Source organism: Paraburkholderia atlantica (assembly GCF_000092885.1).
Classification (GTDB): Bacteria; Pseudomonadota; Gammaproteobacteria; order Burkholderiales; family Burkholderiaceae; genus Paraburkholderia; species Paraburkholderia atlantica.
The window spans coordinates 376,874-389,170 of the sequence record NC_014119.1; the positions used below are offsets into that span (position 1 = coordinate 376,874).

The 12,297-nt window shown below is 62.3% G+C and carries 15 protein-coding genes and 1 pseudogene; 4 read left to right on the forward strand and 12 right to left on the reverse strand.

Annotated features, from left to right (window positions below; all coding sequences use genetic code 11):
- Positions 1-11 precede the first annotated feature (11 nt).
- Positions 12-929, reverse strand: a complete 918-nt coding sequence (locus BC1002_RS29295) for a DMT family transporter (RefSeq protein ID WP_013093593.1) — start codon at positions 927-929, stop codon at positions 12-14.
- Positions 926-1,846 carry a bifunctional helix-turn-helix transcriptional regulator/GNAT family N-acetyltransferase gene (locus BC1002_RS29300; protein WP_013093594.1) on the reverse strand — a complete coding sequence of 307 codons (921 nt, stop codon included), beginning with the start codon at positions 1,844-1,846 and terminating at the stop codon, positions 926-928. The genes BC1002_RS29295 and BC1002_RS29300 overlap by 4 nt, the downstream gene beginning before the upstream one ends.
- Before the next feature lie 173 nt (positions 1,847-2,019).
- On the opposite strand from BC1002_RS29300, the gene BC1002_RS29305 reads away from it, so the two are divergent.
- Both BC1002_RS29305 and BC1002_RS29310 read left to right on the forward strand, forming a co-directional pair.
- Complete coding sequence (locus BC1002_RS29305) at positions 2,020-2,370, forward strand: BON domain-containing protein (RefSeq protein ID WP_013093595.1); 351 nt, start codon at positions 2,020-2,022, stop codon at positions 2,368-2,370.
- Between the two features lie 250 nt (positions 2,371-2,620).
- Positions 2,621-2,908: a high-potential iron-sulfur protein gene (locus BC1002_RS29310; protein WP_041735614.1), complete on the forward strand. Its 288-nt coding sequence runs from the start codon at positions 2,621-2,623 to the stop codon at positions 2,906-2,908.
- A 66-nt stretch (positions 2,909-2,974) separates the two neighbouring features.
- Here the strand turns inward: BC1002_RS29310 and BC1002_RS29315 are convergent, their stop codons facing one another.
- A complete protein-coding gene (locus BC1002_RS29315) occupies positions 2,975-3,391 on the reverse strand; it encodes a hypothetical protein (RefSeq protein WP_013093597.1) in 417 nt (138 codons plus the stop codon).
- Between the two features lie 106 nt (positions 3,392-3,497).
- Positions 3,498-4,514, reverse strand: coding sequence for a tryptophan--tRNA ligase (trpS, locus tag BC1002_RS29320; protein ID WP_013093598.1), 1,017 nt, complete (start codon positions 4,512-4,514; stop codon positions 3,498-3,500).
- Between the two features lie 304 nt (positions 4,515-4,818).
- On the opposite strand from trpS, the gene BC1002_RS29325 reads away from it, so the two are divergent.
- Positions 4,819-5,199: a hypothetical protein gene (locus BC1002_RS29325; protein WP_013093599.1), complete on the forward strand. Its 381-nt coding sequence runs from the start codon at positions 4,819-4,821 to the stop codon at positions 5,197-5,199.
- On the opposite strand, the gene BC1002_RS29330 is transcribed toward BC1002_RS29325, so the two are convergent.
- From BC1002_RS29330 to BC1002_RS29350, 7 genes and pseudogenes are all read right to left on the reverse strand, one after another.
- Positions 5,192-6,913, reverse strand: a complete 1,722-nt coding sequence (locus tag BC1002_RS29330) for an IlvD/Edd family dehydratase (RefSeq protein ID WP_013093600.1) — start codon at positions 6,911-6,913, stop codon at positions 5,192-5,194. The genes BC1002_RS29325 and BC1002_RS29330 overlap by 8 nt on opposite strands.
- Positions 6,910-7,230: an aldehyde dehydrogenase family protein gene (locus BC1002_RS39145; RefSeq protein WP_238538086.1), complete on the reverse strand. Its 321-nt coding sequence runs from the start codon at positions 7,228-7,230 to the stop codon at positions 6,910-6,912. The genes BC1002_RS29330 and BC1002_RS39145 overlap by 4 nt, the downstream gene beginning before the upstream one ends.
- 12 nt (positions 7,231-7,242) lie before the next feature.
- Positions 7,243-8,049 (reverse strand): annotated as a pseudogene (locus BC1002_RS29335) (aldehyde dehydrogenase family protein); the annotation flags it as partial.
- Positions 7,982-9,025, reverse strand: coding sequence for a thiamine pyrophosphate-dependent enzyme (locus BC1002_RS29340; protein ID WP_083788757.1), 1,044 nt, complete (start codon positions 9,023-9,025; stop codon positions 7,982-7,984). The pseudogene BC1002_RS29335 and the gene BC1002_RS29340, both read right to left, overlap by 68 nt.
- A gap of 18 nt (positions 9,026-9,043) precedes the next feature.
- On the reverse strand, positions 9,044-9,190 hold the full coding sequence (locus BC1002_RS38670; RefSeq protein ID WP_202945599.1) for a hypothetical protein: 147 nt from the start codon (positions 9,188-9,190) through the stop codon (positions 9,044-9,046).
- Positions 9,181-9,693: a Gfo/Idh/MocA family protein gene (locus tag BC1002_RS38675; protein ID WP_049870307.1), complete on the reverse strand. Its 513-nt coding sequence runs from the start codon at positions 9,691-9,693 to the stop codon at positions 9,181-9,183. The genes BC1002_RS38670 and BC1002_RS38675 overlap by 10 nt, the downstream gene beginning before the upstream one ends.
- A 200-nt stretch (positions 9,694-9,893) precedes the next feature.
- On the reverse strand, positions 9,894-10,370 hold the full coding sequence (locus tag BC1002_RS29350) for a bacteriohemerythrin (RefSeq protein ID WP_013093601.1): 477 nt from the start codon (positions 10,368-10,370) through the stop codon (positions 9,894-9,896).
- A 275-nt stretch (positions 10,371-10,645) separates the two neighbouring features.
- Here BC1002_RS29350 and BC1002_RS29355 point away from each other — a divergent pair, with 275 nt between their 5' ends.
- Positions 10,646-10,891: a hypothetical protein gene (locus BC1002_RS29355; RefSeq protein WP_013093602.1), complete on the forward strand. Its 246-nt coding sequence runs from the start codon at positions 10,646-10,648 to the stop codon at positions 10,889-10,891.
- Between the two features lie 285 nt (positions 10,892-11,176).
- Here BC1002_RS29355 and BC1002_RS29365 read toward each other — a convergent pair whose 3' ends face one another.
- A complete protein-coding gene (locus BC1002_RS29365) occupies positions 11,177-12,295 on the reverse strand; it encodes a dihydrolipoamide acetyltransferase family protein (protein WP_013093603.1) in 1,119 nt (372 codons plus the stop codon).
- Positions 12,296-12,297 lie beyond the last annotated feature (2 nt).

Sequence of the window (12,297 nt, forward strand, 5' to 3'; positions counted from 1 at the left end):
TTGAACGCAATTCAACGCCTGGCTGCGCGCCCCGTGCCGGATCGTCGCGGCCAATGCGGAGCCTCGCTCAGCGCCAGCTCGAGACCCATGACGACGATCGCTATCGAAACGAGCAACGTCATCGAAGGCGGCCGCCGCGCGATGAACAGTTCGATGGCCGCCGCCGTAACCGGCCCGAGCGCCTGAAACGCGACGACGCGGCTCGCATCGATCCGCGCGAGCGCCCACAGCAGACAAAAATATCCGATGCCGCTCGATAAGCCGATGACGCCGACGTTCGCCCATTGCGATACCGTCAAGCCAGGCACCAGCGGCTGCGATGCGACAACGCACCATACGGCGAGAAAGACGACCGCGGCGGTCATTGCCAATGCGCTGGTGGGCAATGCCGGATAGCGTTGCACATAAGGCCGGTACATGATGCTGCACACCGCGCCGATCAACGTTGCGCCGAACAGTGCAGCGAATGCAGGGGCCGTGCTCGGATGCGCGCCGCCAGGTGAAGCCGACGCAGCCAACAGCAACGCGATGCCGCAAACCGCAAGCGTGAGGCCGGCGAGCTTGGTCCAGCGAAAGACCTCGCGGCCAACCATGATCGCGAAAATCATCGTAAAAAGCGGCATGGTCGAGAACACGAGCGCACAGATGGCGGCCGACAATGTTCGCAACGCTTCATTGATCAGCACGATCAGCAGCGCAAACTGAAAAACGCCAAGCACCACGATCGCGAGGGCGTCTTTCAGCGTGAAGCGCGGCCGCGGGCCGCACAGCACCGGGACGACGAGTACGAGCGTGCCGATCAGGTAGCGAAGAAAGGCGAGCGTTGGTGGCGATGCATGGCTCGACACCGCCCGCGTCGACACCATTGCCACGCCGACCAGCACACCGGTGATCGCGGCGGCCGACGATGCCTTGCCATCTGCCCTCACAAATCGAGCGCCCAGTTCTGACCGATCAGGTCTTGGCCGAAGCTGTGATGCGGCTGCTCCTCTACCAGCGTGAAACCCGCCCTTTCATAGATGCGGCGTGCGTCGGTGAGCACGCTGTTGGTCCACAGCACGAGTTTCCGGTAGCCGGCGTAGCGCGCGAAGCGGATGCACTCGTCGACGAGACGGTGGCCGATGCCGAGGCCACGTGCGCTTGCTTCGACGGCAAGCAGCCGCAGCTTCGCGGTCGCGTCGTCCTGCCGTACCACGAACACCGAGCCGACCGGCTTGCCGTCTTTCTCGGCGATCCAGCAGCGTTCGCGCTTCGGATCGAATTCGCGAACGAACTTCGCGACGATTTCTGCGACCAGCGCCTCGTACTCTGCGTTCCAGCCGAACTCCCGCGCGTACAGCACGGCTTGCCGATGCACGATCCAGCCCATGTCGCCCGGTTGCGGCTCGCGCAGAATGAAGCCCGGCTCCGGATCGCTCAGCAGCGTGCGAATCTGCTCCATCGCGTCGACCAGTTGCTGCTGGGCGGTTTGCGGCAGCCGCTCGAGCATCGCGATGACCTCGCGCTGCGACGCTTGATCGAGCGGCGCAAAGGTCGCGCGGCCGTGGTCAGTCAACTCGAGATGCGCGACGCGAGCGTCCGTCGCCGAGCGCGATTTGACGACGAGGCCTTTCTTTTCGAAGCCAGAGATCACGCGGCTCAGATAGCCGGCATTCAGGCCCAGTTCGCGGCACAGATCCGACGTCGTCAGATCAGCGCGGTGTGCAAGCTCATAGAGGATGCGGACCTCGGTCAGCGAGAACTCGCTCTCGAGCAGATGCTCGTGGAGCACGCCGATCTGGCGCGTATAGAAACGGTTGAAGCTGCGAACTGTGTGCGCGCGCTGGTCGACGGTGAGATCTGCCATGATTGCACCTTTATATTTGCCTCAGGCAAATTATTATATGCCTGCGGCAAATATGTCAACGACCGAGCAACTGAGTGAACGAAAGACGACGGCTACCTGCCGTCGTGGGCACGACGCACCATCGATAGAATGTACGAATGTCCATTCAGAGCTTATTGGGGAAATCGACTTCAATGCGAAACGCGCCCTACATCGAAGGCCGGTTACTGATCGTCGCGATGTTCGCGTTGCCTGCGTTCGTCTTCAACAACGGCTGTAAGTCGACGGCGACGGCGACACCGTCCGCGAATGCGCCAGGGGCAATCGCCACGGACGATGCCACGCTCGCCAACCGGGTGAAGCAGGCGCTTGCCGCGGACCCCGCGCTACGATCGCTGCCGATGAGCGTGGCAACGTATCGAGGCGTCGTGCAGTTGTCGGGATACGTGGATTCAGAGGCTCAGATTCTAAAAGCGCTTGCGGTGACCCACGCCGTGCCCGGGGTCCAATCCGTGAGCAATGATCTGCACCTCAAGCCGCAATGACATGCGTTCGCCGGTAGACGGATGACACGAGAGTCACGCGGTACAGCACACGCCCTCGCTCTCGATATGTCGCAACGTGATATGTCGAGCAACGGGCCGGCTTCGGAACCGGTGTTCGACAATCGGAAGGAATGTCGATTGCTCATGTCATGACGAGGCGGTTCGCGATTGAGCGGTTCACCGTCACTTTGCGGCCGCCTGTTTGTGTTCGAAAGGAGTTTCGATCGTGTCGCTCTCTCGCCGTCATTTCATGATACTTGCCGCATCCGTTGCCTCGACGACCGTTCTCTCGACGAAGTCAAACGCGGACGCGCCGGTGCTGGCCGAAAACGATCCGACCGCGCAGGCGCTCGGATACAAGATGGACGTGTCCAAGGTCGACAAGACGAAATTCCCTCGATATCAGACCGGGCAGACCTGCGCCAATTGCCAACTGTATCAAGGCAAACCCGGTTCCACGAATGGGCCGTGCCCGACCTATGGGGGCAAGCTGGTCGAAGCAAAAGGATGGTGTAACGCCTACGTGAAAAAGGCGTAATTTGCAACCTGCGGGTTTTCAACGAGAACCGTCATGCACGACAACGAACAACAAGCCAGCGTGCGTTCAGCACCATGTCACCTGGTCATATCCAACCGTGCGCCGGTAGACGTGCGTGGCATTCCAGTTGCACGTCGTGTATTCCATGTACGCATTGGTAAGAACAACGATCCAGTGTGACAGCGTTTGCATCACGATCTCCAGAGTTCGGAAAACGCCCTCAAGGCTCCTGCGGCGCAACAATTCGATGATTTGTTGAGCCGTAGATTTGTCGTCGGATAAGACGACCGCACAGTCCAGCTTCGAGAATTCGATTTCGTCGCGAATGCCTGGCCAGATCGTGCGGTTCATCATCGCCTTCTGCGGCAGCAACCGATTCTTCGAGGATCTGAATCGACCCAGGGCCAAAAACCGCCAATGAAAATGGCGAACCGTTGTCGCGATGCAGCACTGAAGCGACCCAGGCAACGGAGAGCGATGCATGATGTCACTCCATGCTGCCGGTTGTGTCTCGACGCGGCAATTGCGAAATCCGCCACCGCGATTGCTGATTCTTGCCGTCGAGCGCGAGATAGCCGATCTTCGCTGCTCAGCGCTGAAAGTAGGTCAAGCCCAGCGCGCCTCTGACCTCTGACAATGTTTCTCCAGCCACTTCCCGCGCGCGCATCGTACCGCGACGCAGGATCGCAAGCACCTCGGCCGGGTCTTCCTCCAGCTCGCGACGTCGTGCGCGAATCGGTTCAATCAGCGACTGGAGCCGCTCGTTCAGCACGCGCTTGATCACGCTATCGCCAAGTCCCCCACGCCGATAGTGGGATTTCAGTTCGTCGACTTTCTGCACGTCGGGCTCGAACGCATCGAGAAACGCGAACACGACATTGCCTTCCACCTGACCAGGATCGCTGACTCGCAAGTGGTTCTGGTCGGTATACATGTTGTTGACTGCCTTGGTGATTTCGTCCGGCGTGGCGCCTAATGCGATCGCGTTGCCGAGGGACTTGCTCATCTTGGCTTTGCCATCGATGCCGGGCAATCGCGTGACCTGTGACAGCACCGCCTCGCATTCGACCAGTACGGGTCGGTCGACGGTGTTGTTGAAGCGCCGAACCAATTCGTTGGTCTGCTCGATCATCGGTAGCTGGTCATCGCCCACGGGTACGTGCGTTGCCTTGAACGCGGTGATGTCAGCCGCCTGACTGATCGGATACGTGAGGAAACCTGCCGGGATGTCGCGCTCGAAACCACGCAGGCGAATCTCTTCCTTGATGGTCGGGTTTCGTTCGAGACGCGCGACCGTCACGACGTTCAGCAGATATTGAAACAGCTCGGCCAGCTCTGGCACCTGGGACTGGATGAAGATGGTCGACTTCGCTGGGTCGATGCCCACCGCAAGATAGTCGAGCGCTACTTCGATGACGTTCTGGGTAACTTTCTGATGCCGGCCGACGTTGTCGGTCAGCGCCTGTGTGTCAGCGAGAAGCAGGAACTGCTGCGCCTCATGCTGAAGTTGGACGCGCGCACGCAGCGAGCCGATATAGTGGCCGAGGTGAAGCGGGCCGGTGGTGCGGTCACCGGTCAAGATCGTGGGTCGGTTTGTGTGTGTCATGGACAGAAGGCTCATAATTTCGATGCCACCAGTCATGAGCGCGCTGAAACGAAAATGCCGCCAGGACTGGCGGCATCACGTTTGCGAATATGCGTGTGTGTGTGTGGAAACGGGCCGCCGGATTCAGGCGTGCCACCAACGATGCAGTCTCAGCGAGGTCGGGTTCGTATCCATAAATTTGAGTATAGCGCAGCCTCGGACGAATTTGCCTGATGTCGGCGACGCGTACGAGGGTGACGCGCTACGTGCAGGTGCGAAAAAGGGAAAGTGATACGATTGTCGGGCGTTCGATCAGGAGACGAATATGCCCATCTATCAGATCACTCGCAGTGTTCTGGAGCGCGTCGCCCAGGCGGTATCGCGCTCCTTCCACGATGACGCTATCTACAGCGAAGAGGCTGCGGCGGATGGTCGGTTGAACGTGCTGCTAGTCCGCAACCCGGCCGGACCCGAGACTCCCTATATTTCGCTTCGCTTCCCCGGTGACCTGCTGGGTCGCCTCGAAACACTCGGGCCCAAGCAAACCGCCATAGTCGGAAATCACATTCGAAACATTGTTTCGGCCCGTCTTGCCGACTACCGGAACGCGGCCGACGCCGGAACGCTGAGCCGGAACGCCCCCTTCCCAATCGAATTCGACGAGCGCATCTTCGACGACAGCGCTGGTGGAGATGCGATTACTTGAGCTCGTCGGAAGGAAATGCGGTAAGAAAATCGAAGTCGCACCCTGCCGCGGCGGATAGCACGTGATCGTGATAAAGCCGCTGGTAACCGCGCGCATACATCGCTTCCGCCGGACGAATCTCAGTGGCACGACGCGCCAGTTCGGCCTCGTGAACCAGTAGATCGATCCGCTTGTTCCGCGCCGAGAGCCTGATCCGGTCGCCGTTGCGCACCAGCGCCAACGGGCCGCCGAGCGCAGCCTCCGGCGTCACGTGCAGCACGATGGTCCCGTATGCGGTGCCAGACATGCGCGCATCGGAAATCCGCACCATGTCCTTTACCCCCGCCCGCGCAAGTTTCTGCGGAATCGGCAGATAGCCGGCCTCGGGCATGCCTGAAGCACTACGCGGCCCCGCGTTCTGCAGTACGAGAATGTCGTCCGCGCGGACGTCCAGATCGGGGTCGTCGATGCGGGCGGCCAGATCTTCGAGCGACGTAAATACCACCGCGCGCCCTTCGTGTTCGAGCAGTTCGGGGGTAGCGGCGGCGCGCTTCAGAACCGCACCGCCGGGCGCCAGGCTACCGTTCAGAACGATCAGCCCGCCCTCGGCGCTGACCGGTTGCTCCGTCGAGCGGATCACGGCCGGATCGATCGGATCGGCAAGCGGCTTGTTCAAACGCTCCTCGAGACTCTGCCCGGAGATGTCGCGGCAAGTCAGATCGAGTTGAGGCATCAAGCCGCGCAGAACACCCTCCAGCCCGCCGGCTGCATGAAAATCCTCCATGTAGCCGTTGCCTACCGGCTTGAGATCCACGAGTACGGGCGTTTCATCGGACAGCCGGTTGAACTCGTCGTAATCGATCTTCAGTCCGATTCGACCGGCGATCGCCGCCAGATGAATCACGGCATTGGTCGAACCCGAGACCGCCAACAATACGCGCAACGCATTGCGCACCGACGCGGGCGTGACGATCTCGGCCGGTTTCGGTCCGCCATCGAGGGCCATGCGCGCAACCAGCGCTCCGGTCTCCTCGCAATTGCGCAGTCGATCCGCGTGCACGGCCGGAATGGCCGCCGACCCCGGTAGCATCATGCCCAGCGTTTCCGCGATCAGCGCCATGGTCGACGCGGTGCCCATGACCGCACACGTGCCCGCGGTGACGGCCAGACGTCCCTCCACCTGCCGGATCTCCTGCTCCGGGACTTTCCCCGCGCGGAAATTCGACCAGAAGCGGCGGCAGTCCGTGCACGCGCCGAGCCGCTCGCCGCGGTGTCGCCCGGTCATCATCGGACCGGCCACCACCATGGCGGCGGGCCGCCCCGCGGAGGTCGCGCCCATCAACATCGCCGGCACGGTTTTGTCGCATCCGCCGAGCATCACCACCGCATCCATCGGCTGGGCGCGAATCATTTCCTCGACGGCCATCGCCATCAGGTTGCGATAGACCAGCGAAGTCGGCGAAAGGAATACCTCGCCCAGCGAAATCACCGGAAACACCACCGGCAACGCGCCCGCCGCCAGCACACCGCGTTCGACCGACTTGATCATTTCCGGGAAGTGGCGATGGCAGTTATTGAAGCCACTCTCCGAGGTGCAGATTCCGACGATCGGCTTGTCGAGCGATTCGCCGGTGTAGCCCATCGATTTGGCAAACGATCGGCGCAGATAGCGCGCGAAGTCGTGATCACCGTAGTTCGTCAGGCCATTGTCCAGGCCATGCGGTTTTTGATTCATGTCCCATTCCTTACGATCAGGCGATGACGAATGTATTTGGGCGTCAGGTAATCAAGTATGCCGAGGCTGCCGCCCTCGCGGCCAAAGCCCGATTCCTTGATACCACCGAAAGGCGCCTCGGCCGTCGCCAACAGCGTTTCATTGATGCCGACCATGCCCGCCTCGAGCGCTTCGGCGGTCATCGCGGCCCGTGCCGAATCGTGCGTGAAGACGTAGGCCGCCAGACCAAACCCGGTTGCATTGGCGCGCGTGATCGCGTCCGTGACGTCATCGACGTCGGCATGGACGATCACGGGTGCATGTCCGCCCAGTTCCATCGTAACCTTCTTCACATGATCCGCGGCGAGCCGCAGGATTTCCTTGCCGACCGGCACCGACCCCGTCAGCGACACCTTGCGAATCACCTTCGATTGAACCAGCCGGGCCACCATCGGTTTGGCGTGACCGGTCAGGATGCCAAGCACCCCGGCCGGCAAGCCCGCATCGAGCAGAACCTGCCCGAGCGCCATACAACTGCCTGGCGCTTCCGAAGCCGGACGCGCCATCACGCTGCAGCCGGCCGCCAGCGCCGCGGCAATCTTGCGCGACGGCAGCAACATCGGGAAATTCCATGCCGACAGCGCGAGGCACGGCCCCACTGGCTGATACCCGACAGCAAGCCGTTCGTCGGCATGGCGCCCGGCAATAGTGTGTCCGTAGATGCGCTTGGCTTCCTCCGCATACCACTCGAACTAATCCGCGCTCGCGTTGATCTCGCCGCGCGCCTCGAGCAACGGTTTGCCGGTCTCGCCGCTCATCAGGAGCGCATACGTGTCGTTCCGGGCTCTCAGGAGGTCCGCTGCGCGGCGCAGCACCACGGCTCGCTCCCACGCCGGCGTCTTGGACCATCGCGCGAAACCGCGCTCGGCCGCCGCGAGCGCAGCCGCTTCGTCGGCTTCTGTCGCGGCGGGCACGCTACCAACCGGCTCGCCGGTCGCCGGACTTCTGACCACGATACATTCACCGTCGGATGCACCGCGCCACGCGCCGTCGATCAGCAGGCCACCAGATTCGTACATGCTCTCCCCTTCAGATTCGCGTCTTCGTATAAGCGTCCTGCACGCCGTCGGACCACGGGCCGACGTTCCATCGGCCATACGCACCCATCCCGCCTGCGGGATCGGCACCGTAATAGACCGGCACGTGAATCAGACTCAGGCCGGGGTGCGCGTGCGCCTTCGCGAGCGCATCGCGCAAACCCCGCTCCGTATCGCCGGCCGACAATGCAATCACACCCGCCACCGCTCCCGCCATCGCCACATAATCGACGGCGACCGAATCGTTGGTGCGGTAATCGGTATCGAACTGCGCTTCCTGCAAGCTGCTGATCGCCGCCATGCGGCGGTTGTCGAGCAGCAGGATGGTGCCGTGCACGCCATGCTCGATACCATCGATCAGGATCTGCGGATTCATCATGAACGAGCCGTCGCCGGTGAACGCGATGCCGTAGCACCCTTGCCGCGCGATCGCCTGAGAGAGCAGCGCGGAAACGGCGAAACCCATATACGACGCGCCGGACTCGGTATACGTTTCGCCGGGCGAGTCGTCGCGAATCACCTGGAAGCCGTTGGCCTGCACGTCGCCGGCATCGAAAAACTTCCGCGCACCGATCTCGCGGCAAAAACGCTCGGCGATGGCGATGGCCTGCGGTTGCGTCAGCACCTCGCGCCGCCACACCGCATCGAAACACCGCGGGCCGCCGGCGCGCGCGTCGCGCAAGGCCGCCCACTCGGCTTTCTTGCGCGCGGCCTGTTCGAGCCATGCCGATTTCGCCGGCGTCAACGGCCCCGCCAGCGCCGCCACCAGTCGCTCGCAGATGGCCGCTGCATCTCGAGTCTCAGCGACACCCGCGCCAGTTGCGTGTTCAGTGGCAGATTCAGATAGAACGGCGCGGGCCGCCACGGATGAAACATGGCCGCACTGCCATTGCGCAACGCGTCGCGCAATGCAGCGGGCGTGTGCAACGAGGCCGTCCGCGAACGCCGCGCTCAGCCCGCCCGCCTCGCGCAACCAGGCGGCGCGGCTTTCTGTCGTGACCGGAAGCTGCTTCGACGGACTAACGAGATCAGACATGGTGGTGCCCTCTCGGGATCAAAATGCCAGGCGAATCGCCTTGCCTTCACGGGCCGACTGCTCGGCCGCCGACGAGAAGCGCAGCACCTGACGGGCGTCCCTCGTCGTCAGCACCGGCGCCCCACCCGTTTGCAGCGCATTCAGAAAATGCCGCGTCAACAGCACGAAGCTCTGCTCCCAGCCACTCGGCACGTCGTAGGTCGTGATCTGGCCGTCCGGTACAGGGTCACGGGCGGCGTCGCCCCGAGCCGTCCATGGCCGCCGTTGATGAAGAGCACCCCCGCCGTGCCGGTGATTTCGACGCGATCGTCCTGCGCATAGTGGGGCGTCACGAGTTCCATGTCCGGCGAATAGACGATCTCCAGATTGCCGACGCGATTGCCGGGAAACCGGAATGAGATGATCGACTGTGCATCGAAACGCATGCCGCCCGGACCTTCGGTATCGCCGGTGAACGCATGCACCTCTTCCGGGTCGCCCATGAAATGCCAGGCGAGCGCGAACTTGTGATGTCCGTCGTCAAATACGAGCGGCCCGCCGCCCGCCTCGCCGAGTTGGGCGACATCGTGCTGCGCGAGTCGGGTAGTTGAACGGCGCTGATATCGTCCGCGGCGATTCCCGCAGCGGCGCCCGCACGCGACGATGCGTTGACGGCAGCCGCAGCGCATTAAAACTCCGCGCCCGCAAAGCATAGACGCATAAAGAGTCGCGCAAATAGGCGGCGCGAGGATTTGCTTTATCGAGACGTTACGGAAACCGACCGCTAGCGACATTCTGCGGTGGGGGCGACGCGACATGGATTGAGCCAGCAGTCGGCTGGCTACAACTTACGAGCCCCAGGGTATTTCGACGGTCAAAACGGCAAACTTCAAATCGTCCGCCTTAAGACAACGGGCTTCCCGCCCATCGTCTGTTTGGTCATCCATGCGGCAAGCGCCGAATCGAGGTAGTCGGCGTGTCCAGGAAACCAGTTGTACAGATGCATGCCGATGTCATGCACCAGCGCGCAACCGGCCTGTCCTGCTTCGACCGCTGCTTTAACGTCTCGGACCGACTTCAGCACGGCTTCGTGTTCTTCGATGTGGCAGTCGCGCGGGGGAAAGTTTGTCGTGCGCATCCATTCGTCTTCCTGCTCGAAATGGCTGACGGCGTGTTTTTCGAATTCCTCGATCGCGGCAAGGGCGCTCGCATCGGTGCAGGTCACGAGCCGTAGCGCGACTTCGTAGAATTCCTTATGCACGTCATCCATCGGCGTGAAGCCGAGTAGCCGTGCGTCTGACCACACAAGGCTGTTGTCACTTTCCCGCACAGGGGCTTCGACATCTTTCAATACAGAGTCTGTCATGTCCGTTCGATCCGGCTTTATCAAGAGCTATATCATAGCCGTCAAACATAGAACGCCGCGAATTTGACAGGATTCCACCCTTAGCGTTGCGCGCCTGTTTCGCGCCGCTGACTTCTCGGGCCGTCTTTGAATATTGCCGTTCCGCATGCTGGTTCTGATTCAGGAAGTCCTGACGGCTGAAATCAGCGCTTCCTGAGACGACATTCCGCCGGCGCCGATTGGCCGCACGCACCGATCTCCATAGCATCGATTCATCGCATATCGAAGGGAAAATCATGGCGGGTAACAGGTCACTGCGTTCCGAGGTCGAAAAACTCGTTGGCCCGACGCGGGGCCACGGGGCGTGCGTGCGTCTGCTGGACCGCTCCCGCTCGGGTGGAACATGCCGCGTGTGCATTCAGATCGATCGGCCGTCCGGCACGTTCTCACTCTTCTTCTTTCGTCATGCCGACGGCACGTGGCACGTGTTTCCGCCGGGCCTGCGCCGTCCGGAAATGGGGATAGGCGGGCTGGCTGCCTGACCGTACATGAATCGATGAAACGTCACGTTGTGGGGCGCTATCGCGGGTTCGTTATCGAAGCGCACATGGAGCCACGCACGGCCCGTTTGTCCGATGGAATCGTGCTGACCTATAGCGTCACGTGGTCGTTACGCAGAAGGACGCGAAGACAACACGTCACCGGTGACTTCGCCGATCCCGTTACATACGAGTCGGAGAGCGTTGCCCTCACGTGCATCGACCGCGAGGCTCGCGCTCTTATCGATGCGATGCTGGCGAATCACGCCTAACACACGCGAACCGCGATCACGCGTTCTGCAGATCCGCGATCGTCGCCGCCAGGAAGCGCGCCGCCTCGCCGCCTGTCACGACGCGATGATCGAACGTCAGGCTGAGCGGCAAGATCCGGTGCACGGCGGGCGCGCCGCCTGCCGCGACCACCTGTTCATGGATGCGCCCCGCGCCGAGGATCGCGACGGTCGGCGGCACGACGATCGGCGCTGCGTACTTCCCCGAAATCATCCCGAAGTTCGACAGCGTGATCGTGTTGCCGCGCATTTCTTCCGGCGGAATCTTGCGCGCGCGGATGTCGGCGCGCATCCGGTCGAGACCACCGCGCAGATCCGCCGCATCGCGATGCGCGACGTCGCGAAGCACCGGCACGAAGAGTCCATCGGGCAGATCGACGGCGATGCCGAGATCGATCTTTTCCAATACGTGGCGTCGCCCAGTATGTCCGTCGAACCATGCGTTGAGTGCCGGCTCAGCGCGGCAACCCGCGACCAGCGCGCGGATCAGACGGATCGTCACGTCGGTGTGCGGCGGCCATGCGTGAATGTCGGCATCGTCGATCACGGTCGCGGCCGCCACTTCGCTTTGCGCGCGCGCCATGTTGTGCGCCATCGCACGTCGTACGCCGCGCAGCACCTCCGGCGGACCGACTTCGCCGAGTATCTTCGCGACACGCTGCACGTCAGCCGCTGTGATGACGCCTTCCGGTCCGGACGGCGTCACCATCGAGAGATCGACATCCAGCTTGCGCGCCAGCGCGCGCGCCGCCGGAATTGCCTTGATCACCCCGCCGCCCGCGCCGACGCCACCGCCCGTACCGAGCGCCGCAGGCGCGTCCTGCACGACATGCTGGCCAACTTCCATATGGCCGACGACGGTGCCCGCGTCTGCATCGTCGCCCTCGCCTTCGAACGCGACAAGCGGCGCGCCCAGATGCACGATATCGCCCGTCCGTCCGAACAGCTTCGTGATGCGGCCGGATTGCGGTGCCGGAATCTCGACGATCGCCTTCGCCGTCTCGACCGACAGCAACGGTTGATCCGCGCGCACTTCATCGCCATCGCTCACATGCCATTCGACGATTTCCGCTTCCTGCAAGCCTTCGCCGAGGTCGGGCAGTTTGAAGATTTTCATGG